We start from the raw sequence: 26,392 nt of genomic DNA, 5'->3' as shown, positions 1-26,392 counted from the left end.
GTTGTTACCCCATTGTTGCCATCGTCAGCGCCTGGCTTTGGCTAGCGCGGCGCTGACGTACTCAGGAAACGACTAGAACTCGTAGCCAACCTGAGTGCGCACCCCAGCATCGCCGGTTGAGGTCACTGAGACAGCGCCATTGACGAGCCAGCGTCCATTCATCGAGCGGTACGTCACACTCGCTGCGGCAGCGGAGCCATTTTTATAGTTCGCCGCACCGGCCGCGACGATCGTGCGGCCAGGGCCGGACGGCGTCATGCTTGGCATCGCCATGGCTGCTGCAACACCCGAATAAGCACTGCGTGCCACGGAGTTGATCGCATGCTGGGCTGAGTCGAAGCGGCTGTTCAACTGCCCCAGGTTGACGGCATCGGTTGGTGCTACACCCGCTGCGACGTTGGTGATCTGACGCTCCGCTCCGGCCGCGCCGACCGAGACAGTGTTATCCCGGTCAGCGAGTGAGCCCTGGCCGAGCGCCACTGCGTTGTCTGCAGGTGCTGCGGCACCGTTGCCGATAGCCAGACTGCCGTTGCCCGTTGCTTGCGCACCCGTGCCAATGGCGATGCTGCCGGTAGACGGATTACTCGTGCCTGGCAGGCCATTCAGGCCTGCAATCCCCTGGCCTCCTATGGCTCCGGTGAAACCTTGGGCACCGTCATTGCCGTGCGTCACCTTTTCGTTGAGATCTTTGACATGGCCATTCAGCGAATTGAACTTGTCGTTGATCTGCTCTTGCAGGGTGAACAACTGGCCCCCGTTGATCGCCTCCATGCTGTCCGAGGCGACCCGGCCTTTACTGAGGTTACCGATCACCGTGCCGTGAGTGCCGCCTAGCGTGGCATGGCCGAGCGAGATGTCGTCATAGACCACAGCGCCCATCATCTTGCCGCTCGCATCGACCAGACCAACTGATTTCAACTGCGCCACGGTGACGGCATCGCGGTCGTTGACACCATTGGCGACACCTGTAATCACACGCGGCCCAGCCGATCCAGCGACATTGATGAGCTCACCGCCCTGAGTGCTGGCGATGGTGATGTTGTGCGTCACTGGATCTTGCTGGACGAGGCCGGTGGTGCCGTTGGTGATGTTGTTCACCGTGGTGTTGAGGGTGGTGATGTCGCCGGTGTTTTTCGTGGTGGCGGCATCGAGGCTGGAGAGCGCTGAGCCAACGTTGTTGGCCGTGGTGCCCTGGACTACGTAAGAAGGTGCCTTGATGGAGCCATCGGCATTAACCTCTGCACCGCCACCTAATGCTGTCGTCACCCCTTTGAGTTGCGAGACGTTGACCGCGTCGGTATCCACTGTGCCTTTCGATACACCGTTCAACTGACGCGTGCCAGCCGTGCCGGTGAAATCGACGGTGGTGCCGCCCGTGCTTTTGGCAACGGTGATGGCGTTGCTGGTGGCGTCCTGCTGGACAAGGCCGGTCGCGCCGCTGGTGATGTTGTTCACCGTGGTGCTGAGGTTGGTGATGTCGCCGGTGTTTTTCGTGGTGGCGGTATCGAGGCTGGAGAGTGCTGAGCCAACGTTGTTGGCTGTGGTGCCCTGTACTACGTAAGAAGGTGCCTTGATGGAGCCATCGGCATTGACCTCTGCACCACCTCCTAATGCTGTGGTTACGCCCTTGAGCTGCGAGACGTTGACCGCGTCGGTATCTACCGCGCCTTTCGATACGCCATTCAACTGACGTGTGCCCGCCGTGCCGGTGAAATCCACAGTGGTGCCGTCAGTGCTTTTGGCGACGGTGATGGCCTTGCTGGTGGCGTCCTGCTGGACGAGGCCGGTGGTGCCGCTGGTGATGTTGTTCACGGTGGTGCTGAGGTTGGTGATATCGCCTGAATGCTTCGAGATATCGCTGGTGTTTTTGTTGATGTTGGTGGTGTTGGTGATGATGTCGCCCGTGTTTTTCGTGGTGGCGGCATCAATGCTGGCCAACGCCGTGCCAACGTTGTTAGCGGACGCGCCCTGGACCAGATAAGAAGGTGCCTTGATGGAGCCATCAGCATTGACCGCTGCATCACCTCCTAACGCTGCCGTTACCCCCCTGAGCTGGGAGACGTTGACCGCGTCGGTATCTACTGCGCCTTTCGATACACCGTTTAACTGACGAGTGCCCGCCGTGCCGGTGAAATCCACAGTGGTGCCGCCCGTGCTTTTGGCGACGGTGATGGCCTTGCTGGTGGCGTCCTGCTGGACGAGGCCGGTGGTGCCGCTGATGATGTTGTTCACCGTGGTGCTGAGGTTGGTGATGTCGCCGGTGTTTTTACTGATGTTGGTGGTGTTGTTGTTGATATCGCCAGTGTTTTTGCTGATGTTGTTGGTGTTGGTGGTGATATCACCAGTGTTTTTCGTTACGGCGGCATCAATGCTGGCCAACGCCGTGCCAACGTTGTTAGCAGACGTGCCCTGGACTACGTAAGAAGGTGCCTTGATAGAGCCATCGGCATTAACCGCTGCATCACCTCCTAACGCTGCCGTTACCCCCCTGAGCTGCGAAACGTTGACCGCGTCGGTATCTACTGCGCCTTTCGATACGCCATTCAACTGACGTGTGCCAGCTGTGCCGGTGAAATCGACGGTGGTGCCGCCCGTGCTTTTGGCGACGGTGATGGCGTTGCTGGTGGCGTCCTGCTGGACGAGGCCGGTGGTGCCGCTGGTGATGTTGTTCACCGTGGTGCTGAGGTTGGTGATGTCGCCGGTGTTTTTGTTGATGTTGGTGGTGTTGGTAGTGATGTCGCCCGTGTTTTTCGTGGTGGCGGTATCGAGGCTGGAGAGCGCTGAGCCAACGTTGTTGGCTGTGGTGCCCTGTACTACGTAAGAAGGTGCCTTGATGGAGCCATCGGTGCTGACTTCTGCACCACCTCCTAGCGCAGTGGTTACGCCCTTGAGTTGCGAGACGTTGACCGCATCGGTATCTATTACGCCTTTCGATACGCCATTCAACTGACGTGTGCCAGCCGTGCCGGTGAAATCGACGGTGGTGCCGCCCGTGCTTTTGGCAACGGTGATGGCGTTGCTGGTGGCGTCCTGCTGGACGAGGCCGGTGGTGCCGCTGGTGATGTTGTTCACCGTGGTGCTGAGGTTGGTGATATCGCCTGAATGCTTCGAGATATCGCTGGTGTTTTTGTTGATGTTGGTGGTGTTGGTGTTGATGTCGCCCGTGTTTTTCGTGGTGGCGGTATCGAGGCTGGAGAGCGCTGAGCCAACGTTGTTGGCTGTGGTGCCCTGGACTATGTAAGAAGGTGCCTTGATGGAGCCATCAGCATTGACCGCTGCATCACCTCCTAACGCTGCCGTTACCCCCCTGAGCTGCGAAACGTTGACCGCGTCGGTATCTACTGCGCCTTTCGATACACCGTTCAACTGACGAGTGCCCGCCGTGCCGGTGAAATCCACAGTGGTGCCGCCCGTGCTTTTGGCGACGGTGATGGCGTTGCTGGTGGCGTCCTGCTGGACGAGGCCGGTCGCGCCGCTGGTGATGTTGTTCACCGTGGTGCTGAGGTTGGTGATGTCGCCGGTGTTTTTACTGATGTTGGTGGTGTTGTTGTTGATATCGCCAGTGTTTTTGCTGATGTTGTTGGTGTTGGTGGTGATATCACCAGTATTTTTCGTGGTGGCGGCATCAATGCTGGCCAACGCCGTGCCAACGTTGTTAGCAGACGTGCCCTGGACTACGTAAGAAGGTGCCTTGATAGAGCCATCGGCATTAACCGCTGCATCACCTCCTAACGCTGCCGTTACCCCCATGAGCTGCGAAACGTTGACCGCGTCGGTATCTACTGCGCCTTTCGATACGCCATTCAACTGACGTGTGCCAGCTGTGCCGGTGAAATCGACGGTGGTGCCGCCCGTGCTTTTGGCGACGGTGATGGCGTTGCTGGTGGCGTCCTGCTGGACGAGGCCGGTGGTGCCACTGGTGATGTTGTTCACCGTAGTGCTGAGGTTGGTGATGTCCCCAGTGTTTTTGCTGATGTTGGTGGTGTTGGTGTTGATGTCCCCCGTGTTTTTCGTGGTGGCGGCATCAATGCTGGCCAACGCCGTGCCAACGTTGTTAGCGGACGCGCCCTGGACCAGATAAGAAGGTGCCTTGATGGAGCCATCAGCATTGACCGCTGCATCACCTCCTAACGCTGCCGTTACCCCCCTGAGCTGCGAGACGTTGACCGCATCGGTATCTACTGCGCCTTTCGATACACCGTTTAACTGACGAGTGCCAGCCGTGCCAGTGAAATCGACAGTGGTGCCGCCCGTGCTTTTGGCAACGGTGATGGCGTTGCTGGTGGCGTCCTGCTGGACGAGGCCGGTGGTGCCGCTGGTGATGTTGTTCACCGTGGTGCTGAGGTTGGTGATATCGCCTGAATGCTTCGAGATATCGCTGGTGTTTTTGTTGATGTTGGTGGTGTTGGTGATGATGTCGCCCGTGTTTTTCGTGGTGGCGGCATCAATGCTGGAGAGCGCTGAGCCAACGTTGTTGGCTGTGGTGCCCTGGACTATGTAAGAAGGTGCCTTGATGGAGCCATCGGCATTGACCTCTGCATCACCTCCTAACGCTGCCGTTACCCCCCTGAGCTGCGAAACGTTGACCGCATCGGTATCTACTGCGCCTTTCGATACACCGTTCAACTGACGAGTGCCAGCCGTGCCAGTGAAATCGACGGTGGTGCCGCCCGTGCTTTTGGCGACGGTGATGGCCTCGCTGGTGGCGTCCTGCTGGACAAGGCCGGTGGTGCCGCTGGTGATGTTGTTCACCGTGGTGCTGAGGTTGGTGATGTCGCCGGTGTTTTTACTGATGTTGGTGGTGTTGGTGGTGATATCACCAGTATTTTTCGTTACGGCGGCATCAATGCTGGCCAACGCCGTGCCAACGTTGTTAGCGGACGTGCCCTGGACTACGTAAGAAGGTGCCTTGATAGAGCCATCGGCATTAACCGCTGCATCACCTCCTAACGCTGCCGTTACCCCCCTGAGCTGCGAAACGTTGACCGCGTCGGTATCTACTGCGCCTTTCGATACGCCATTCAACTGACGTGTGCCAGCTGTGCCGGTGAAATCCACAGTGGTGCCGCCCGTGCTTTTGGCAACGGTGATGGCGTTGCTGGTGGCGTCCTGCTGGACGAGGCCGGTGGTGCCGCTGGTGATGTTGTTCACGGTGGTGCTGAGGTTGGTGATATCGCCTGAATGCTTCGAGATATCGCTGGTGTTTTTGTTGATGTTGGTGGTGTTGGTGTTGATGTCCCCCGTGTTTTTCGTGGTGGCGGCATCAATGCTGGCCAACGCCGTGCCAACGTTGTTAGCGGATGCGCCCTGGACTACGTAAGAAGGTGCCTTGATAGAGCCATCGGCATTGACCGCTGCATCACCTCCTAACGCTGCCGTTACCCCCCTGAGCTGGGAGACGTTGACCGCGTCGGTATCTACTGCGCCTTTCGATACACCGTTCAACTGACGAGTGCCAGCCGTGCCAGTGAAATCGACGGTGGTGCCGCCCGTGCTTTTGGCAACGGTGATGGCGTTGCTGGTGGCGTCCTGCTGGACGAGGCCGGTGGTGCCGCTGGTGATGTTGTTCACCGTGGTGCTGAGGTTGGTGATGTCGCCGGTGTTTTTGTTGATGTTGGTGGTGTTGTTGTTGATATCGCCAGTGTTTTTGCTGATGTTGTTGGTGTTGGTGGTGATATCACCAGTATTTTTCGTTACGGCGGCATCAATGCTGGCCAACGCCGTGCCAACGTTGTTAGCAGACGTGCCCTGGACTATGTAAGAAGGTGCCTTGATAGAGCCATCGGCATTAACCGCTGCATCACCTCCTAACGCTGCCGTTACCCCCCTGAGCTGCGAAACGTTGACCGCGTCGGTATCTACTGCGCCTTTCGATACGCCATTCAACTGACGTGTGCCAGCTGTGCCGGTGAAATCCACAGTGGTGCCGCCCGTGCTTTTGGCGACGGTGATGGCCTTGCTGGTGGCGTCCTGCTGGACGAGGCCGGTGGTGCCGCTGGTGATGTTGTTCACCGTGGTGCTGAGGTTGGTGATGTCGCCGGTGTTTTTACTGATGTTGGTGGTGTTGTTGTTGATATCGCCAGTGTTTTTGCTGATGTTGTTGGTGTTGGTGGTGATATCACCAGTGTTTTTCGTTACGGCGGCATCAATGCTGGCCAACGCCGTGCCAACGTTGTTAGCAGACGTGCCCTGGACTACGTAAGAAGGTGCCTTGATAGAGCCATCGGCATTAACCGCTGCATCACCTCCTAACGCTGCCGTTACCCCCCTGAGCTGCGAGACGTTGACCGCGTCGGTATCTACTGCGCCTTTCGATACACCGTTTAACTGACGAGTGCCAGCCGTGCCGGTGAAATCGACAGTGGTGCCGTCAGTGCTTTTGGCGACGGTGATGGCGTTGCTGGTGGCGTCCTGCTGGACGAGGCCGGTGGTGCCACTGGTGATGTTGTTCACCGTAGTGCTGAGGTTGGTGATGTCCCCAGTGTTTTTGCTGATGTTGGTGGTGTTGGTGTTGATGTCCCCCGTGTTTTTCGTGGTGGCGGCATCAATGCTGGCCAACGCCGTGCCAACGTTGTTAGCGGACGTGCCCTGCACCAGATAAGAAGGTGCCTTGATGGAGCCATCGGCATTGACCGCTGCATCACCTCCTAACGCTGCCGTTACCCCCCTGAGCTGCGAGACGTTGACCGCGTCGGTATCTACCGCGCCTTTCGATACACCGTTCAACTGACGCGTGCCAGCCGTGCCAGTGAAATCCACAGTGGTGCCGCCCGTGCTTTTGGCAACGGTGATGGCCTTGCTGGTGGCGTCCTGCTGGACGAGGCCAGTGACACCGTTAGCGAGATTGTTGATATCACTAGCGTTTTTACTGATGTTGCTGGTGTTGGTGGTGATGTCATCAGTGTTTTTCGTTATGGCGTTATCGAGGTTGGTCAATGCCGTGCCGATGTCGCTGGAGATCGAGTACTGCACCGCGTAATAAGGTTTCTTGATAGAGCCATCAGCGCTGACTTCTGCGCCACCTCCTAGCACCGTGGCTATCCCCTTGAGTTGCGAGACGTTGACCGCATCGGTATCCACCGCACCTTTCGATACGCCCTTCAACTGACGCGTGCCAGCCGTGCCAGTGAAATCGACCGTGGTGCCGCCCGTGCTTTTGGCAACGGTGATGGCGTTGCTGGTGGCGTCCTGCTGGACGAGGCTGGTGGTACCGCTGGTGATGTTGTTCACCGTGGTGGTGAGGTTGGAGATATCACCCGTGTTTTTCTTGATGGTGGTATCGAGGCTGGCCAATGCTGTGCCAACGTTGTTGGCGGACGTGCCCTGCACCATATAAGTAGGTGCCTTGATAGAGCCATCGGCATTAACCGCTGCATCCCCCCCTAATGCTGTCACCACACCCGTGAGCTGCGAAACGTTGACCGCATCGGTGGTGGCCGTGCCAGCCGCGACATTGACGATCCGGCGTTCGCTGCCGCTCTTGCCGATTGACACGGTCTTAGCCTGAGTCGCCAGGCTGTCTGAGCCCAGTGCTACCGAGCCGTCGGCTGAAGCCGTGGCGTTGTTGCCCAATGCCACAGCGCTGCTTCCGGTGGTGAATGTATAGCGGCCTATGGCGGCGCTGGCGAACCCGGTAGCCGTGCTGGAGTAGCCAAGTGCGAGCGAGCGGTTGCCCGTGGAAATGGTGTCGCCACCAATCGCAATCGCGCCGGTTTGTCCGCTGTTGCCCGCCAGTGCGTTCTGGCCGATGGCAATCCGGTCGACACCGCCGCTCCCGCCTACTGTTCTAGCGCCAGAACCAATCGCAATCGAGCCATCGCCTTCCGCAGACGCGCTTGCGTTCTTGTCGTTGGCATTGGCTACGAAGGAAGACATGGACGCATCGAGCTGCGCCTTGTTCACCGCATCGCCTGAGCTCGTTCCAGCCGCGAGCGAGGTGATTTTCTTGTTGCCCATGTCAAGGTTGTCTGTGGCGAAAAGCCCGGTGTTCGAGATTCTTAACTTGTCCACCCCATTGGCACCCAGTCTGAGCGTATTGGGATCGGTGGCAGTAATGAACGAGCCCCAGGCACCCTTGGCATCGTAAGAAACGAGCGCGGCCTGCTGGCCGCCACCCGCAGAGTCGCACACTGAGCTTGATTGTGAAATAAATCCCGGAGCCGACGATGATAAGCATCCATTTCCCACCGTGAGTTTGCTTAAGATGCCGACGGCGAAAGAATTATTGGGTGCCGCCATGGCGTCCATTGTTCCAAGGCTCCCGCTCCCCGCGAGAATCACTGCGGCGAGCAGCTTTTTATTCGTACTGCCTTTACGGGGTCCACTGGTAATTTCAGACGCGACGGTCCAGAGGTGGCGGGCGTTATTCCAGATAACTCTATAGATTCGGTTCATGAATAAAAAGCTCCACAAGGAAATGAAAAGATGTTCTACGGCCTATCGGTTATTGCGTTACCGGCGATGTCAGGTACGGATTAGTTATTATTTTAATTAATGCGTAAGATTTACAAACTCTTAAAAATTTCACCATCTTTGGGAGGTGCAATATAAGAGACCCATATTTATGCTTAATGGATGGTTTAAGAATTTTTCTGCATGCAGAATAATTTGTTTTAGACGTGCGTGAATAGGCCCACTCACCGTGGCTAGGGAGCTTGACGAACGAAACGGTATGCGGAAGCACAATGAATTATGTGCTCTGGATAATTTGCGAACTTAAAAGGGACAAATGTTTTTCAGGTAGATCTCCGGTTTTATCGTGAGTAAATAAGCATTGCGCGCATTTTTCTTAAGTCTTGCGTTATGTAATGAGAGAATAGTTTTGGTTGAAATGGAACTACATACTGCTAACTATTCGGCGGAAATATGGAAAATCATCTAAAAAATTATCCAGGATGAATCTGCGTTGCATAAACGCGACTCCCGGTGAAAGTTTTTACAGGAGAAATAAAGTTGATGCTTTTTCGCCGCAGGCGGACTGTTTATTGCTGGATTATTGATAATAAAAATTCCGCAGCCGAAGGGCATGTCGAAATTTCGTTCAACTGTTTCAGGAACTGGAATCTGTCCGGTGCATAAGACCGGTCTTAGTGTGAAATTGGGTAAAGCACGGTCGACACAGGAATACCCCTTTAGCCTTGTGTTCTCCGCTAACAATCAGTGCTGTGTCACTCAGAAAAAGCTCTGTTGGTTCGAATTTCCCACGGCAGGAAAAGCAGTGTGAAACCTGCTCCAGGAGTAGGCGAGCCCGTGTCCGGGCTCGAATCAGGTAGTGAGGCAGGCGGGCTTTGGCCACCGTGCAGGCCATTTTCAGCTCTTGCGCGGGCGTGGCCGATGGCGCTGCCGACTTGCCTGGGAAGCCGAGTCCCTTGAACAGAATCCGCGCTCGCAGTACTTCGAACGAGTAGCCGCGCCCCATCTGGCTTGTCACTTTGGCGATGCCGTTCAGCGCTTCGGTGTAGGCGCTCATGACGGGGAAGTCGAAGTAATTGAGGATCTGTGCCCGCCAGTTCTTCATGGCCTGTATCAGGTCACCCAAGTCTTTCTGGCCTACCTTCTGCGCGGATGCCAGCCATGCGTCATACGTTTCGATGGCCTCGGCTTTCGACAGGCCGTAGATGCGAAACAGTGCTTCCTTGAACTCGTCTGCCTTCCGGATCTCCGGGGGATGCTCAAGTCTTGTCCCGCGTGTCGCCTGCGGCTTTTCGATCAGATGGTGCTGGCCCGGTGAGATGTGCCTCCTGGCAGCTTTTTTCTCCTGGGCAGGGCGCAGGCGGCGCGGGATGTTTTCCAGCACGGTGTTCATCATTCTGGCGACGTGGAACTTGTCCAGCACCACCGGCACGCCAAGAACCTCGTTGACTGCGTCGCGGTAATCCGTACACAAATCAGTCGATACCGCCTTGATGCTGCTGCGGAAAGGATAGTTTTGCAGCCAGCAGACGATGGCCTGCTTGTCGCAGCCCTGAATGATGTCCACCGGCTTCTGGCTTGCCACGTCCGCAATCATGGCGCATATCTCGCCGCCCAGATAAAGCTCGCCGATGCCCAGATATTCAACCTCTGGCAATGCGTATTGCCCGTTTAGCTTGTGAATATAGTCAGCTGCGACATGCCGCACGGTCGTCTCGTTGAGACCCAGTTGGGTGGCGATGTTCGTGAAGGTGTCGTGCAGGCACTGCTTGGCGATGTATTCGGCGCACCGCACGGTCATCAGCCTGCCGGGTTCCATGTTGTCAAGCGCCTGCTGGAAGGTGCTGCCGCAGTTCCGGCACTTGAAGCGCTGGACATTGACCATCAAGCGGACAGGGTGACCAGAAATAGGGCTGTCGCGGTAGATAACAGGCTTCTGGCCGTGCTTGTACAAGCGCCCGGTGGTGCCGCATTTCTGGCAGGAATCGGGCTGCTTGTCGTAGGTAACCTCAAGCTCGTACTCATTGCCGACAAGCCGCTTGCCAGCAACGTGCCAGCCAGGAAGGCCCTGATTGTTAGCGAAAATGCCCGTCATTTCGACCCGCCAGTCAGCTGAAAAAGCTGGTCGCAGTACTGAACATTACAACGGTGGGAAAGTTTTTTGTCGGCTTTCAACTCGTCTTGGGTTTGCTTGCAGACTTTGCCGTGTTCCAGAGGGTTCCAACGTTGGAAGCTTGTCTGCTGGGGGCTGGCGCTCGGAGAATCGTTGTGCCAGTTGCCAATCGCATCGGGCTCGCGGGCCCATTTGCTCACAGTCATGAAAATTTTTTACACACGTTAATTTGATACGGAGTCTACACGATAAATTCAGTTTGCATACACATTTATGACAATTCGCCATTCGTCGTGATGGGCTGGTAGAACCCGGATTCTTTTGTGAAAAATAATTATGGTTTCCTTAATTAATCATGAATGGGTTGCTTCGGTAGCGGATGGCGGATGAGTGCATGGCGATTTTTCGGCCACGCATGGCATGGCTTCTACCTCGCCGTGATGTTGTGCCAGGCTCATCCGTCATTGGAGCGCGGTCTCGATGGGTCTCGATGGCGGGTGAGGGAAGGTTCGCGCGTTTCGTATCTCTGCGGCATAAAAAACGGGACGTCAATGAACTGAATTGACGTCCCGTTTTTGCTGCCAGGCGTTTGCTTTAACCGGCTTCGGCGAGTGCGGCGCTGGTGCGTTTAGCCAAAGACTAGAACTCGTAGCCGACCTGGGTGCGTACCCCGGCGTCGCCGGTTGAGGTCACCGAGATGGCGCCATTGACGAGCCAGCGTTCGTTCATTGAGCGGTACGTCACGCCTGCTGCGGCAGCGGAGCCATTTTTATAGTTCGCCGCACCGGCTGCGATGATCGTGCGGCCAGGGCCCGATGGCGTCATGTTTGGCATCGCCATGGCGGCTGCAATCCCCGCATAAGCATTGCGTGCTACGGAGCCGATCGCCTGCTGGGCTGAGTCGAAGCGGCTGTTCAACTGACTCATGTTGGCGGCATCGGTTGGCGCGATGCCATCCGCGACATTGGTGATCTGACGCTCCGCGCCGGGTGAGCCGACCGAGACAGTGTTATCCCGGTCAGCGAGCGAACCCTGACCAAGTGCCACTGCATTGGCTGCGGGTGCTGCCGCACCATGGCCGATAGCAATGCTGCCGTTGCCCGTCGCTTGCGCACCCGTGCCAATCACGATGTTGCCGCTTGAGGGATCAATCGTGCCTTGCAAGCTCTTGATGATCTGAATTTCACGGATTCCTGAATTATTAGACAGCTCCTGTGAGACTTGGTTGCTGTTCGTCACCTTGTCGTCGAGATCATTGACCCGGCCATTCAATGATGTGAGCTTGTCGCTGATCTGCTCTTGCAGGGTGAACAACTGGCCGCCGTTGACCGCTTCCAGGCTGTCAGCCGTGATCTGGCCATTGGCGAGATTTGCTATCACTGTGCCGTGAGTGCCGCCTAGCGTGGCACGGCCGAGAGAGATGTCGTCATAGAGCACGGCCCCCATCATCTTGCCGCCTGGATCGACCAGACCAACTGATTTCAATTGGGCCACGGTGACCGCGTCGTGGTTGTTGACGCCGTTGGCGAGGCCAGTCATCACGCGCGGCCCAGCCGATCCCGCGATATTGATTAACCCGCCGCCTTGCGTGCTGGCGATGGTGATTTTTTGCGTCGTGTGATCTTGCTGGACGAGGCCGGTAGTACCGCTGGCGATGTCGCTGATCGAGGTGCCGAGGCTGGAGATATCGCTGGTGTTTTTCGTGGTGGCGGCATCGAGGCTGCTCAAAGCCGCGCCCACGTTGTTAGCGGTTGTGCCTTGCACCACATAAGACGGTGCCTTGATGGAGCCATCGGCATTGATTTCTGCGTTGCCCCCTAGTACGGCAGTGACGCCCTTGAGCTGTGAGACGTTGACCGCATCGGTATCTGCTGCGCCTTTCGATACGCCATTGAGTTGACGTGTGCCAGCGGTGCCGGTGAGGTCTAGCGTGGTGCCGCCTGTGCTTTGGGCGACGGTGATGGCCTGGCTGGTGGCGTCCTGCTGGATGAAGCTGGTTGCGCTGCCGCTGATGTTGTTTACCGTGTTGCTAAGGGTCGAGATGTCGTCCGAATGCCTGGAGATATCGTGGGCATTTTTGTTGATGCTGGTGGCGTTGGTAACGATGTCACCGGCGTTTTCCGTGGTGGCTTCATTGAGGATGGTTAGTGCCGCGCCCACGTTGTTGACGGTTGTGCCCTGCATCACATAAGACGGTGCCTTGATGGAGCCATCGGCATTGACTTTCGCACCACCGCCTAACGCTGTCGTCGCACGTTTGAGCTGCGAGACGTTGACCGCATCGGTATCTGCCGCGCCTTTCGATACGCCATTGAGTTGACGTGTGCCAGCGGTGCCGGTGAGGTCTAGCGTGGTGCCGCCCGTGTTTTTGGCAATGGTGATGACCTTGCTGGTGGCGTTTTGCTGGACGAGGCCGGTGGTGCCACTGGTGACGTTGTTCACCGTGGTGTTGAGCGTCGAAATATCGCTGGCATTTTTGTTGATGCTGGTGGTGTTGATAACGATGTCACCGGTGTTTTTCGTGGTGACGGTATCGAGGCTGGCCAGTGCCGAGCCTACGTTGCTAGCGCTCACACCTTGCACCAGATAAGACGGTGCCTTGATGGAGCCATCGGCATTGACTTTTGCACCACCGCCTAGCGCGGTCGTCGCACTCTTGAGTTGCGAGACGTTGACTGCATCAGTTTCCGCAGCGCCTTTCGACACGCCAGTTAATTGACGTGCGCCATCGGAGCCGGTGAAGTCGACACTGGTGCCGCCCGTGTTTTTGGCAATGGTGATGGCCTTGCTGGTGGCGTTTTGCTGGACGAAGCTGGTTGCTCCGTCAGCAATGTTGTTCACCTTGGTGTTGAGCTTGGAGATATCGCCGGAGTGCTGCGAAATATCGCTGGTGTTTTTGTTGATGCTGGTGGTGTTGGTAACGATGTCACCGGTGTTTTTCGTGGTGACGGTATCGAGGCTGGCCAGTGCCGAGCCTACGTTGCTAGTGCTCACACCTTGCACCAGATAAGACGGTGCCTCGATGGAGCCATCGGCCTTGACCGCCGCACCACCACCTAATGCTGTGGTTGCGCTTTTGAGCTGCGAGACATTGACTGCATCGGTATTGGCCGCGCCTTCCGAGATGCCGTTTAACTGGCGTGTGCCAGCAGAGCCCTTGAAGTTCACGGTAGTGCCATCCGTGTCTTTGGCGACAGTGATGGCCCCGTCGGTTGGGTGCTGCCGGATAAAGCCAATTGCGCCTTTGGCGAGGTTGTTCGCGTCGGCCCAGAGGTGAGCGATAGTGACTGATTGCGTGGCGACATCGCCTCCCAGCTTCGAGATAGCGCGGGTGTTTCTATTGATGACGACGGTGTTGCTGGATATACCGCGGGTGTTGTTACTGACGGCGGTATCGAGACTGCTCAGTGCTGCACCCACGGTGTTGGCAGTCGCCCCTTGCACGCTATAAGACGGTGCCTTGATAGAGCCATCAGCCGTGACTGCTGCATCACCGCCTAGCGTTGTCGTTACGCCCTGGAGTTGCGAGACGTTGAGCGCATCGGTAGCGGCGGTACCCGAGGCAACATTGACGATCCGGCGTTTGTTGTCGCTCGTCCCGATGGACACGGTCTGTTCCTGATTCGCCACGCTGTTTGAGCCCAGTGCTACCGAGTCATTAGCCGAAGCTAGTGCGTTGTTTCCCAGTGCGACGGTATTACCACGACTGCCTGATGCCCAGGCATGGTTGCCTAGCGCAACGCTGCCGGCCCCGACGGCCTTGCTGGCGGATCCAAGCGCAATCGAGCCTCCGTCGGATGCGAACGCTTCCGAAATTGAGCTCGAGTCACCAGCGCCAGTGGCCGCAAAGTAAACGTCCATACCGTTCGCCGCCATTCTGGGTGTGCGTAAGGAGACTTTCTCGTGGTTCAGCCTTGGCGTGCGGGTGCCGGTTGTGCTGAGGTTCGCGTCTGGGACGCCATTGGCATCAGATGAAACGGATGCTGTCTGCAGGGGACTCGGCTCCGAAGCACAAGCGTTGGCCGTTTGCGCCATGTTTTCCGGAGAGGGTGACGACAGACATTCACTGGCAGAGGCGTTCATGCTAACGAGGCCGATGGCACAAGCACTAGCTAGCATCGCTACGGCCCTGATTGATCGAGCGCTTCTGCCTCCAGCGAGTATCGCGGCGGCGAGAGTTCTTTTATTCGTCCCGCCTTTACGCCGGCCGCTGGCTATTTCAGAGGCGACGGCCCAGGCGTGGTGAGTGCTATTCCAGATAACGCGATAGATCCTGTTCATGAGTAAAAAATTCCATAGGTGAATGAAGATAAATTTGCTATGCCTTTCCCTTCGGTGCTTTACTGCTGTGCTTGATATAGGCTGATTATTATTTTCAGGGGATGAAGTCTCAGATTGTCAAAATCTGATGAGTTTTGGGTGCGCGATTTAAATCGTCGTGATGCGCGACTGATAAGTGAATTGAGGAATTATTCTAAATTTAAAATAATTCGTTATAGATGCGCGAACTCGCTCAGCCATCGTGCTGAAAGGCTTGATGGGAAGGGGTTTATGTGCAGGAGTAAGCGGCTTGTGTATTACGGGGAAACTGTTACAAAAAAATTTTCAGGCAGATATCAGGTTCCCTTGTGAAAAATAATTAAGGCGCGCATTTTTTATTAAATACATGCCGCAATCAATAAAATTGCTAATTAAAATTGGACAAAGATCCATGCCGCTAAAGATTGAGCGGAGGAGCGAAAAAATATAAAAGATGTTGTTATTGTCTGCGGACTAACTGTTGCCGGATTTGAATAATAAAAATTACGCTTCCAGAGGGCGTGTGGAAATTCCGGCTAATTGCTTCAGGAGGTGGCTTCGCGTGAGGCGCGGCTGACATAAGCGCACCCTGGGAGAGTGCCTGATGAGCCTTGTGTGCTTCGCAGACAACCGGTGCTGCGTTGCCCAACAACATTCTGGCGGTGCGGGTACAAGCGGCGGGTGATGCGGTGTTTCAGGTCTGCATCAGGCTATTGGCCGCGGGTAACGTCATTAGATTCGTTACCGGGAAGCCGTTTGCCTGCAATGTGCCAGCTAGCTTCCATTCAAACACGCAGTCCTTAGCATTGAACTGGGCATGCCGGTAACGGTATGCCCAGTTCAATGCCAGGAATTCGCTTGCAGGCTGAGGCCTGGATCAGGGAAACCCTGGCGTGGAAGCCAGTTTTGCTGTGAATTGCTGCCTTGGCCGCTGTGCCGCTTGCCAGTCACGCTGCGCTTGCGGAACGCCTGGAGGCTTTCTTTCCAGGCTCTTTGGGCCATTTGCTTCGTACTCTTGTGGATTTCTTTCCACACGTTAATCTGAAGCGGAGTGTACACGAAACAATTCAATACGCATACATTTTTATGACAAATTTAAATTTCCTTGTGCTAAGCAAGCAAATTTTCTTTGCGTCCGAAAATTGATTGCGTCTCCTGAGCGAATCGTTATGACGCACTTCTTCTCGTCACAAGTGGTGGACACGTTCAGCGTGCTTCTCCCGTCAGACGGGGCGCAGCGCCTGTCAGCATGAAGGTTGCGCAAGGCTAGGCAACGCAATCAGAACGTGGTCTCGCTGACCGGAAAGTTCGCAAGGTCAGCATGCGACCCCAAGCCAGACATCAAGCGCTTGTCTCACCCATCACATGCATTAACCACCTGGCAGATGAGCCCGGCGCTGCCCGGCAGTTCATTAGCCATCACTAGAAGATTAAAAGTTCGAAAGGAAAGAGAAAGCTTTCGGCGGGAGCGCTTTGTGGATTGATGCGCGGCTTTTTCTCGAGGGCTTATCTCGTTAACCCGATATTGACGCTCCAATTCCTATCGCATATTCTTTTTTCAACAAGAGACGCTGTATCTCATAGAGAGACAACATGTTAAAAACACTAGATAGCGCATTGGCTTTACTGACCCGTTTCACGATTGATGAACCAACGTGGGGCGTGCGCGAACTTGCAAAAGCAACCGGGACGCATCACGCGGTTGTGCATCGTGTGCTGGCGACCTTCGCGGCGAACGGCTTTCTGATGCAGGACAGCGCAGGCCGTTACGCGCTCGGTTTGCGTTTGTTCGAGCTAGGGCAGGTCGCTCATCAAACCTTCGTGCCGTCAGCGGTGGTCCAGCCTGCGTTAGACGCGCTGGCCGAACACTGCGGCGAGACGGTCTTTTTGACGCTGCTAGATGGCAACGAAGGGGTTTGCACCGACATCGGGCAAAGCCAGCAGCAACTGCGTTTTTCCGTTGAGCTTGGCCAGCGCTTTTCGTTGCTGGCAGGTGCTCACGCGAAAGTCATCCTGGCGTTCCAGTCAGATGAGTTTCGGGCGGCGATTTATCAGAGCGCGGACATTGCCGATGCCGCCACGATTGACGGCGATCTTGCCCGGATTCGCGCCGATGGCTGGAGCTACACCCGTGAAGAGGCTGCTGCCACGGTAGCGGGCGTGGCCTTGCCACTGCGCTCGTCCGACCGGCGCCGAGTCATTGGTTCGCTGGGAATTGCTGGCCCCCTGCAACGGATTGAAGGTGAGACGGTTACCCAATTAGTCGAAATTCTGAAGAAAACGCGTGAAACGATTGAACCCGTGGTTGGGTTGAATCGTTAGGCACGCTGAGCATCCCTTACTTTTTATTCATTACATAGCGTAACAGCCGCAGCCGGAGACAAAACATCATGAAAGCAGTTGTGGACCTTCCCGATACACCCGAAACACCCTCCGGTCCGAAGCCCGAACGCACCCGCGTTTCGTTCTTCGAGCCACTGCTGATGCTGGTTTCTATTGGGCTGTCGGTTCTGGGCGCGATCATCGGGATGCAATTGATCGTGTCGCTGGGCATCTCGGCCAACACGTCGATCATCGGTGCGCTGATTGCCATCGTGTTCTCGCGTATTCCATTGGCCATCACGCGCCGCTTCCGGGTGCTGGAGCGCCAGAACCTGGTGCAGACCTCGATTTCATCGGCCACGTTCGGCGCGGCTAACTCACTGATGATTCCGCTTGGTGTGCCTTTTGCCATGGGTATGCCGGAGCTCGTCACGCCGATGATGATCGGCTCGATTGCCGCGATGCTGGTGGATGGCGCAATGCTGTACTTCCTCTTCGGCAGCAAGGTTTTCCCCGCGACGGGGACCTGGCCTGCGGGTGTGGCGACTGCCGAAGCGATCTGGGCTGGCGATCAGGGCGGCCGTAAGGCGGCATTCCTCGGGCTGGGTGTGGCCGCAGGGGTCGCCGGTGCCGTGATGGGCGTGCCGATGTCCGCGTTTGGCGCGGCGTTTCTCGGCAACCTGGCTGCGCTGACGGCATTTGGGATTGGTTTGCTGACGCGCGGTTACTCAATGCCGCTATTCAATGTGGACCTTGCCGCAGCCTACGTGCCTCATGGATTAATGATTGGCGCGGGTCTGGTGGCGTTGTTTCAGGTTGCACGCGAGATTCACCGCTCGCGCGATAGCGCGGTTGATCCGAGGAACGCTGAAATGAGCGGCACGCGCGCCAGGCGTGTGCTGTCAGCGGGCTTCTTCGCCTACATGCTGGTGGCACTTCTGATCTCGGTTCTCGCTGGGCACATTACTGAGTTGTCGCCAGGCATGCTGATCGCCTTTGTGTTCTATGCCGCGTTCGCCGCTTACGCACATGAACTGATCGTGGGCATCGCAGCGATGCATTCGGGCTGGTTTCCTGCCTTTGCCGTCGCACTGATTACGTTGACCATCGGTATCGTGATTGGCTTTCCGCCGAGCGCGCTCGCCGTGCTGGCAGGCTTTTCGGCCGCGACCGGACCGGCCTTTGCCGATATGGGATACGACCTGAAAACCGGTTATCTGCTTCGCGGCGAAGGCCGTGACATGGAAGCCGAACGCGCGGGCCGTAAGCAGCAACTGATTGCCGCGATGGCGGGCTTCCTGGTCGCGGCGGTGGTGGTGATTTTCTTCCATGACCACTTCTTCTCGCGCGGCATGCTGCCACCTGTTGACCGTGTGTATGCCGCTTCCATCAAGGCTGGATCGTCGATGGAAATCGCCACCAGTCTCGCGCTCTGGGCAATTCCTGGGGCACTGATCCAGCTTTTCGGGGGTGCTAAACGTCAGCTCGGCATTTTGCTGTCGACCGGGATGCTGATCGCATCGCCTCTCGCTGGGTGGGCCGTTCTTGCTGGTTTGGCTATCCGCTTCGTGGTGATTCGTCTGCGCGGCGAGCGTCATTCGGCTGAAATGAGTGCCTTTGCTGGCGGTGTGATCGCGGGTGATGCGCTGTTTAGCTTCGGCAACTCGATGACGCGTCTGCACAAATAGCCTGTTTTCCCCCTTTACTGCCTGGAGAGATTCCCATGGACATTCAAGCGATCCGTCAAGCGACCCCGCTCACCGCCACCACCGTCTATATGGATACGGCCGCGGCTTCCTTGCCGCCCGATGTGGTGCTGGACGAGGTCTGCGAGTACCTGCGCGACACCGGCCGGATCGGTATCTACCTGCCGTCGTTTCGCAAACAGACTTACGCCCGGGTGGAGGCAGTGCGGGCACAGCTCGCGGCTTTTCTTGGCGCGCAAACCAGCGAAGTGGCCTTTACCAAGAATGCGACGGAGTCGATTTCTCTCGTGGCCCGTGGCCTGACATGGCAAGCAGGCGACGAAATTCTGGTGGCCGACACAGAGATGCTGAGTAATTTGTTGCCATGGCGTCGGCTTGAAGAAACCCATGGTGTGGTGGTCAAGATGATTGCCGCCGATTCATCCGGGTTGCTAAGCGCCAGCGCATTCGCGCAAGCGATTACGCCTCGCACCCGGTTGCTGACGTTCTCGCATGTGCCGAACTCCACCGGCGCGGTGCAGCCCGCGATGGAGATCTGCCAGGTGGCTCGCGCGCAAGGGGTGATGTCACTGGTCAACGCGGCGCAAAGCGTCGGCATGTTGCCAGTGAACGTGGCCGAGCTAGGGTGCGATTTTCTTGCCGGATGTGGCCGCAAGGCGCTCAGGGCAACTGAGGGGTCGGGCTTTCTGTACGTGAGTGAGCGCCATATCACGGCGCTTGAGCCGGTGCTGGCGGGCTGGTGGAACGGCGCTTACGACCGCTCCACGGGTGAGCTTTCGTTCGTTGATGGCGCGCGCCGGCTTGAAGCGGGTTGTCCAATCGTGCCCGCGATCCTCGCGCTGGGCGCAGCACTCAGCTACGCCGGGCAGATCGGTATCGACGAGATTGCCGCGCGCGTGCGCGATCTGACCGCGTATGCCGTGCAGCAACTCGGCAGTTTGCCTGGCTTCGAGTTGTACGGCCCCCGGGATGTGGCCCAGCGGATTGGCATCGTGCCGTTCAACTTGCGTGGCATCGACCCTGCCACGCTCGTGACGGCGCTCGAAGCCCAGCACTGCATCATCGAAGCAGGCGGTTTCATGGCCGATGCGATCCTCGCGCGTTATGGCGTGAGCACGATGGCGCGTGTGTCGCTGCATTACTTCAATACGCACGAAGAAATCGACCGCGTGGTGGACATCATCCGCAAGACGGTCGCCTGAATTCCCTCTTTTGACATTAATCAGCAGGAACCCAGCCATGACACAACGCATTCTTTTGATGAGCAGTTCGCGCAAAGACAACCTTGGTTATCTCGAACACGCCAGCCAGCAGATTCATGCCTTGATGGAGCGTCAGCCGAAAAAAGTGCTGTTCGTGCCTTACGCGGGGGTGACGTTCAGCTTCGAGCACTACGAAAGCATGGTCAAACCGGTGTTCGAAAAACTGGGCTATGCACTGGAGTCGATCCATCACAGCCAAGACCCGCGAGCCGCGATTGAGCGCGCCGAGGTGATTGCAGTGGGTGGGGGTAACACCTTCGCGCTGCTGAAACGTATGTATGACGCGGGCATTGTTGACGCAATCCGCGCGAAGGTGAAAGCCGGGACGCCTTACGTGGGCTGGAGTGCTGGCAGCAATGTGGCCTGCCCAACGATACGGACCACCAACGATATGCCGATCGTGCAACCACCCTCGTTGCGCGCGCTTGGCCTGGTGCCGTTCCAGATCAATCCGCACTTCATCAGCGGCAAACCCGCCGGACATAACGGCGAAAGCCGCGAGGAGCGTCTGGCGGAGTTTTTGCAGATCAACGCTCCTGAGCAGGTTTTTGCTTTGCCGGAAGGCTCCGCGCTGCTGGCGGATGGCGTCAACGGCACCGTCCTCGGTGAGCGCGGCGCGCTGCATTTCGACAGCGATGGTTCGGCCACAACGATTTCAGAAGGCGAGACCTTTGCGCTTTCCCGCATTACGGGCCCCACGGACATGGCTAACTGGCCCGCGATGCGGACCTGAATCCAGCACTAAACACTGATTGCGCCAGACATCATCACCAGCGGCGAGGCCGCTGGCGGGAGGCGCTCGTCTATTTACTCTGCAAGGCTTTCAGATGAACTCAACTCGTTACCTCTCCGCCCTCGCGCTGATGCTGCCATGTGCTGCATGGGCGCAATCCAGCGTCACCCTGTATGGCGTGATTGATGCCGCATTGACTTATCAGACCCATGCCAATTCATCGGGCGATAGCGTGATTGGTCTTCAGCAAGGAAACGAAGGTTTTCTGTCCGGTAGCCGTTTTGGCCTGAAGGGCACGGAAGATTTGGGTGGGGGTGTTAAAGCGGGCTTCACCCTTGAAAACGGTTTTCTCGCTAACTCAGGCAAGCTCGACCAGCAAGGCCAGTTGTTTGGCCGCCAGGCTTTCGTGAAAATTGGCAACCAGTACGGCGATCTCGCATTTGGCCGTCAATACACCACCGCCAACACGATGCTGTATTACGTCGATCCGCTGGGTATCGGTGCCGCGCCGTCGAATTCATGGCTGGTGTATTTAACGGGCCAGCGTTACGACAATTCAGTGAGCTATACCGGCACCTACGGGCCGTTGATGGGGATTGCGCAATATGCGTTCGGTGGCATAGCAGGGGACGCTAGCGCCAGGTCATCGCAGTCATTTGGCTTGAAGTACGCGGGTGGCCCTGTCACGGTGATTGGCGATGCGCAGTTCACCCACGACAGCCAGAGCCGCACCGCGCGGATTTATATCGCTGGGTTGAAGGCGACAGTAGGTCCAACCCGTCTGTTCGCCAACTACATCTATAGCAACCGCGACGCAGGCTTTGACGCGTCGAATGGCGGCACCGACACCGCGTCGATCACCAGCATGTCGACGGGTGCAACTGCCACCAACGCTGCAGCGATTGGTTCCGTGTTCGCCAGCAAGCGCCGTGATGATTTCTTTACCGTTGGGGCCAGTTGGCTGGCGACGCCGGCCGTCACGCTGACTGCCAGCGCGATGTATAACCGCACGCGTGCGGATGGCTTCAATGGCACTCGTGCGACGACCTACGGCGTGGCTGACTATGCGCTGAGCAAACGTAGTGATGTTTATCTGGCTGTGGCCTATGACTGGGTCGGCGGCGACTGGAGCGGTCTGCTTGGCAACAGCACGACGAACTGGACCGGCGGAGCGGGCAAGCCGTTGAACGGCAACAACAATCAGACCACGGTGATGGCGGGCTTGCGGCACGTTTTCTAGGCAAACCGCTCTGCGCCTCGCCTCGTGTGATGCGGCGCGCTATCACCCGCGCCGCGCGTTTCGCATTAATTTTCTTTAGGAAAACGATTTCATCATGTCACTGCAACCCACTCTCACTGTGTATGAAGCGCTCGATAGCGCAACCGTCAATGGCCAGAGCATCAAGGAGATGTTCGCGCCTTACGCTGAGTTCGGCGTCACGGTGACGGTCACGACGGTCAACAACGAATTGCCGCAAGGTTCGTTGGCCACGACGGACTTTGTCTCGATCCTGATTCCTGGCTCCAGCGGCAAGACCAGCGGTGGTACCACGCGCACGCTTGGCGTGGTTGGCCGCAATGGTGCGATTGGTGCCCGTCCGGCCCGGATCGGCATGGTGTCTGACGCGGATGGCGCGATTGGTGCGATCGCGGTGGGCCTCAAGCTGGCACAGATGAAAGCGCGGGGCGATCACCTTCCTGGCGACGTGCTGGCGACGACCCATCTCTCCACGGATGCGCCGATGAGTCTCAACGACGGGATTCCGTTTATGGGCATGCCGGTTTCGTCGGCGACGATGAACACCTACGAGGTGTCGCCGGAGATGGATGCGATTTTGTCGCTCGATGCATCGAAAGGAAACAGCATCATCAAGCAGCGCGGCTTTGCGATTTCACCAACTGCGATGCAGGGTTACATCCTGCGCGTGTCGCCTGATCTGGTGAAGATCATGGAGTCGACCACCGGCAAGCCAGCCGTCACCTGGCCCATTAGTCAGCAAGACATCACGCCTTACGACAATGGCCTGTATCACTTCAACAGCATCATGCAGCCGCACGTGGCAACGAGTGCGCCGGTGGTCGGGGTTGCGCTGACGGCACGCTCGGTGGTTGGGGGCAACGATTCAAGCGCGAATCATGAGATTGACATCGCGGAAGCCGTGCGCTTCTGTGTGGAAGTCGCCAAGCGCTTTACGGTTGCAGCGCCGGGTTATTCCTGCGAGTTTTACAACACGGTGGAGTGGCAAAAGATTCGCGCGGTGTATCCGGATTTGACGGTTTTTCAGGGTAACGGTGTGCAGGCGTCGTAACGCTTGCCGTTTGGCTAGGCACGTGTGGCAAATGTTTGCCGCGCGTGCTTCAGGTTTGCGCGTGTTCGGCATGCTGGCTAGCCACGCAGGCCGATGCAGTTGCCCCATGGGTCGAGAATCTGGCACATGCGCAGCCCGTCCTGGATCTCCAGCGGCCCACGATACAAGCGGCCGCCCAGCGCAAGAAAATGAGCGACGCTCTGGTCAAAATCAACCGCGCGCCAGTAAACGACACTCCCTGCAGCACCCGCTGTTACTTTCGCGTCACTCGGCACTAGTTCGAGATGCACGCCGTTTATGTCCAGCAGATAAAAATCAAACGCTTTCAGATAGCGCCGCACTGCATGTGGAAACGCGCGCTGGTACCAGGTCAGCGCCGCGTTGACGTCGGACACGTGAACCAGAACAGCGCTGATGGGAGAGGGGGCGGCAGCAGGGCAGGCGGGCATCGTGGAAAGCCAAATTAGCGGGGTGGCCCGACAGAGTAGCCGTAACGCATGCATCGTGCCGTTTTGGTTCGCGTGATTGCAGCCTGGTGGTTGCAGTCCGGTGGTTATATCCCGCTCATGTATGCCGTTATGCCGTTAGTCTCCCGGAGCGAAATCAAGCAGCACCTTGCAGCTCGATTTCGGCCGAGATTCCGCCAATTCAAACGCCCGCGCCGCGTCACGAAAATCAACGGTGTCGGTGATGATCCGCTCGGGCTGAACCAGGCCACGGCTAATCCAGTCGATCACTTTGGGGAACATGGCGCAGTTCAGGCGCGATGCGTACAGCGTCAGTTCCTTCTTCGTGAGTTCTTGCTGGGCGATCGCCGATGGCGTCGATGAGAATCCCAGCACGCCGATGCGTCCCGCTGGTGCTGCGATTCGCACCGCTTCTTCCAGAATCGACGGGTGGCATACGGCGTCGTAAATCAGCGTCGGGCCACCTTCCACGCCACGGTTGCGCAGCGCCTCGGGTAGCGATTCATGGAGCGTATTGATGGTTTCATCGGCGCTGGCTCCGCATGCACGCGCGAGTGCGAGACGTTCATCGAGCTGGTCGGTGATGAAGGTGCGCACGCCATAAACCTGCTTGAGCACTTGCAGCAAGTTCAGCCCTACGGTGCCCGCGCCGTAGATCAGTGCGATATCGCTGGGCAGCACCCCGGTGCGGGCCGTGACGTTGGCGGCGACAGCGAACGGCTCGATGATGGCGGCACAGGTTGAGGCGATGGTTTCCGGCACGGTGTAAGCGTTTTTGCCGGGGACGCAGACGTATTCGCTAAAACCACCATCGCGGTGCACCCCCAGCACAGTCAGCTTGCTGCAGACGTTTTGCCGGCCGATGAGGCATGCATGGCATGCGCCACAACTGATGACGGGATCAACCGCGACCCGCTCACCCAGGCGGGCGGGGTTGACGCCCGCGCCCACGGCTTCGATCTGTCCAACAAACTCATGGCCAATGATGCGCGGGTAGGACACGAACGGATTCTTGCCGCGATAAATATGCAGATCTGAGCCGCAGATGCCTGCATAGCGCACCCGGACACGGACTTCTCCTGCCGTGGGCGTGGGGAGCGGCATAACGCGCACGCTCAGGCTGTCTGGTTGATCGACAACGATGCTCAACATGATTAAGGACTCCGCTGGTTTGGTGATAAAGACGGTGTGCGCTAGAAGATAAAACGGTGTTGTTGCCGGGCTACCAGTTCCACATCGAACCATCGCGCAGCCGTGCTACTGGCAGATAAGCCCGTTCATACGGATACTTCGCGGCGAGCGCTTCGTCGATCTCGACACCTAGGCCCGGCACCTCATCCATCACAAGGAAGCCTTTGTCGAAACGGTAGTTGTGCGGGAAGACTTCATCGGTGAGCGCGCTATGTGGCATCAGTTCCTGAACGCCGAAGTTAGGCACCCAAAGACCAAAATTCACTGCCGCGGCCATGCAGACCGGGGAAAGATCAGTGGCCCCATGAAAGCCGGTGCGCACCTGGTAGAGCGCGGCGTAATCGGCGATGCGGCGTACATGGCTGATGCCGCCCGCGTGAACGATCGTCGCGCGGATGTAGTCGATGAGCTGCTCACGGATCAAATCCTTGCAGTCCCAGATTGAGTTATGCACTTCGCCCACCGCGAGGGGCGTGGTGGTGTGCTGGCGAATCAGGCGGAATGCTTCCTGGTTTTCGGAGGGAGTCGCATCTTCCAGCCAGAACAGCCGGAACGGCTCCAGATCCTGGCCCAGCCGGGCAGCTTCAATGGGGGTGAGGCGGTGATGTGCGTCGTGCAACAGATGCGGCTCGAAGCCAACCGCGTCGCGCACCTTGCGAAACAGTTCAGGGGTATGACGCAGATAAAGTGCGGTATCCCAGGGTTCTTCAGGCGGCAGGCCTTTCTCGGCAGGCTCGTAAGCGCCAGCCTGCTTGCCGACGCCATATACCTTGTCCAGACCGGGCACGCCCGATTGCACGCGAATCGCGTGATAACCCATTTCGATATGTTGCTGCACAGCTTCGATGGCTTCGGCGTGGTCGCGGCCATTGGCATGGCCGTACACCATCACACCATCACGGCTTTTGCCACCCAGCAACTGATACACCGGCATGCCTGCGAGCTTGCCGAGGATGTCCCACAACGCCATGTCGATTGCGGCGATTGCGCTCATCGTGACTGGGCCACGGCGCCAGTACGCGCCACGGTAAAGGTATTGCCAGATGTCTTCAATCTGACGCGGATCACGCCCGATGAGGCAAGGGAATACGTGTTCTTCGAGATACGCGCAGACGGCTAGTTCGCGCCCGTTGAGGGTGGCATCGCCTAGGCCGTACACGCCTTCATCCGTGACGATTTTGACGGTGACGAAATTGCGCCCGGGGCAGGTGACGATGGTGTACAGGCGTTCGATTTTCAAGGCAAAGCTCCAGCGGATAAAGGTTCAAATGGGATAAATGTGTGCGGCTTGCAGGCGATGAATGCCCGAACGGTGCGGGGGCGCGATAACTTAAGTCTTTAAACCCCGTGTTTAAACCCTTCAGTCGCGCGTGACGCGTTGAGCGAAGCCTGAGGCAATTGAGGGTGTTTGAATGAGGTTTGTGGGGGGTGTTGGGTTTAGTGGGGTTTGTTTGGGTTTTGGTCCGGGCTGAATAGCCGCTTTTAATAAGATAAAACAGGGTGTGAGGAAAATTTTTCGCCATGTTAATTAGGGCAACTGGATTTAGCAAGACTGGTGTATACGCCAATAAAAATCAG

General features: G+C 57.3%; 12 protein-coding genes and 2 pseudogenes. 6 read left to right on the top strand and 8 right to left on the bottom strand.

Going from position 1 to position 26,392, the window contains the following annotated elements:
- Positions 1–72 precede the first annotated feature (72 nt).
- From GH656_RS11505 to GH656_RS18295, 5 genes and pseudogenes are all read right to left on the bottom strand, one after another.
- Positions 73–8,130, bottom strand: coding sequence for a YadA-like family protein (locus tag GH656_RS11505; protein WP_246184253.1), 8,058 nt, complete (start codon positions 8,128–8,130; stop codon positions 73–75).
- A gap of 138 nt (positions 8,131–8,268) precedes the next feature.
- Positions 8,269–8,394 (bottom strand): annotated as a pseudogene (locus GH656_RS18300) (ESPR domain-containing protein); the annotation flags it as partial.
- A 655-nt stretch (positions 8,395–9,049) separates the two neighbouring features.
- Positions 9,050–10,507, bottom strand: coding sequence for an ISL3 family transposase (locus GH656_RS11500; protein WP_153076051.1), 1,458 nt, complete (start codon positions 10,505–10,507; stop codon positions 9,050–9,052).
- Positions 10,508–11,164: 657 nt separating this feature from the next.
- Entirely contained in the window at positions 11,165–14,386 is a 3,222-nt protein-coding gene (locus GH656_RS11495) for a YadA-like family protein (RefSeq protein WP_246184252.1), read from the bottom strand.
- A 291-nt stretch (positions 14,387–14,677) separates the two neighbouring features.
- Positions 14,678–14,806, bottom strand: a pseudogene (locus GH656_RS18295) (ESPR domain-containing protein); the annotation flags it as partial.
- Positions 14,807–16,417: 1,611 nt separating this feature from the next.
- Here GH656_RS18295 and GH656_RS11490 point away from each other — a divergent pair.
- The 6 genes from GH656_RS11490 (at position 16,418) to GH656_RS11465 (ending at position 23,156) form a co-directional block, all read left to right on the top strand.
- Positions 16,418–17,146 carry an IclR family transcriptional regulator gene (locus GH656_RS11490; protein ID WP_153076048.1) on the top strand — a complete coding sequence of 243 codons (729 nt, stop codon included), beginning with the start codon at positions 16,418–16,420 and terminating at the stop codon, positions 17,144–17,146.
- A gap of 68 nt (positions 17,147–17,214) precedes the next feature.
- Positions 17,215–18,834 carry an OPT/YSL family transporter gene (locus GH656_RS11485; RefSeq protein ID WP_153076046.1) on the top strand — a complete coding sequence of 540 codons (1,620 nt, stop codon included), beginning with the start codon at positions 17,215–17,217 and terminating at the stop codon, positions 18,832–18,834.
- A gap of 35 nt (positions 18,835–18,869) precedes the next feature.
- Positions 18,870–20,054: an aminotransferase class V-fold PLP-dependent enzyme gene (locus tag GH656_RS11480; RefSeq protein WP_153076044.1), complete on the top strand. Its 1,185-nt coding sequence runs from the start codon at positions 18,870–18,872 to the stop codon at positions 20,052–20,054.
- A gap of 37 nt (positions 20,055–20,091) precedes the next feature.
- Positions 20,092–20,847, top strand: coding sequence for a dipeptidase PepE (pepE, locus tag GH656_RS11475; RefSeq protein WP_153076042.1), 756 nt, complete (start codon positions 20,092–20,094; stop codon positions 20,845–20,847).
- A 94-nt stretch (positions 20,848–20,941) separates the two neighbouring features.
- Positions 20,942–22,087, top strand: coding sequence for a porin (locus GH656_RS11470; RefSeq protein WP_153076041.1), 1,146 nt, complete (start codon positions 20,942–20,944; stop codon positions 22,085–22,087).
- Between the two features lie 94 nt (positions 22,088–22,181).
- A complete protein-coding gene (locus tag GH656_RS11465) occupies positions 22,182–23,156 on the top strand; it encodes a DUF1177 domain-containing protein (RefSeq protein ID WP_153076039.1) in 975 nt (324 codons plus the stop codon).
- Between the two features lie 77 nt (positions 23,157–23,233).
- On the opposite strand, the gene GH656_RS11460 is transcribed toward GH656_RS11465, so the two are convergent.
- The 3 genes from GH656_RS11460 to manD form a co-directional block, all read right to left on the bottom strand.
- Positions 23,234–23,605, bottom strand: coding sequence for a VOC family protein (locus GH656_RS11460; RefSeq protein WP_153076037.1), 372 nt, complete (start codon positions 23,603–23,605; stop codon positions 23,234–23,236).
- Positions 23,606–23,740: 135 nt separating this feature from the next.
- On the bottom strand, positions 23,741–24,775 hold the full coding sequence (locus GH656_RS11455; protein WP_153076036.1) for a Zn-dependent oxidoreductase: 1,035 nt from the start codon (positions 24,773–24,775) through the stop codon (positions 23,741–23,743).
- 70 nt (positions 24,776–24,845) lie between these two features.
- Positions 24,846–26,054, bottom strand: a complete 1,209-nt coding sequence (manD, locus tag GH656_RS11450; protein ID WP_153076034.1) for a D-mannonate dehydratase ManD — start codon at positions 26,052–26,054, stop codon at positions 24,846–24,848.
- Between the last annotated feature and the right edge of the window lie 338 nt (positions 26,055–26,392).

This window comes from Paraburkholderia bonniea (genome assembly GCF_009455625.1).
Lineage (GTDB): Bacteria > Pseudomonadota > Gammaproteobacteria > Burkholderiales > Burkholderiaceae > Paraburkholderia > Paraburkholderia bonniea.
Note: the sequence above shows the minus strand (reverse complement) of the source record. Positions and strands in the feature narration are given on the sequence as shown.

What these genes read in the sequence shown, in the direction of transcription:
- GH656_RS11500 (WP_153076051.1), bottom strand. Translation starts at nt 10,507, where the DNA reads ATGACGGGCATTTTCGCTAACAATCAGGGCCTTCCTGGCTGGCACGTT.
- GH656_RS11495 (WP_246184252.1), bottom strand. Translation starts at nt 14,386, where the DNA reads ATGGACGTTTACTTTGCGGCCACTGGCGCTGGTGACTCGAGCTCAATT.
- GH656_RS11490 (WP_153076048.1), top strand. Translation starts at nt 16,418, where the DNA reads ATGTTAAAAACACTAGATAGCGCATTGGCTTTACTGACCCGTTTCACG.
- GH656_RS11485 (WP_153076046.1), top strand. Translation starts at nt 17,215, where the DNA reads ATGAAAGCAGTTGTGGACCTTCCCGATACACCCGAAACACCCTCCGGT.
- GH656_RS11480 (WP_153076044.1), top strand. Translation starts at nt 18,870, where the DNA reads ATGGACATTCAAGCGATCCGTCAAGCGACCCCGCTCACCGCCACCACC.
- pepE (WP_153076042.1), top strand. Translation starts at nt 20,092, where the DNA reads ATGACACAACGCATTCTTTTGATGAGCAGTTCGCGCAAAGACAACCTT.
- GH656_RS11470 (WP_153076041.1), top strand. Translation starts at nt 20,942, where the DNA reads ATGAACTCAACTCGTTACCTCTCCGCCCTCGCGCTGATGCTGCCATGT.
- GH656_RS11465 (WP_153076039.1), top strand. Translation starts at nt 22,182, where the DNA reads ATGTCACTGCAACCCACTCTCACTGTGTATGAAGCGCTCGATAGCGCA.
- GH656_RS11460 (WP_153076037.1), bottom strand. Translation starts at nt 23,605, where the DNA reads ATGCCCGCCTGCCCTGCTGCCGCCCCCTCTCCCATCAGCGCTGTTCTG.
- GH656_RS11455 (WP_153076036.1), bottom strand. Translation starts at nt 24,775, where the DNA reads ATGTTGAGCATCGTTGTCGATCAACCAGACAGCCTGAGCGTGCGCGTT.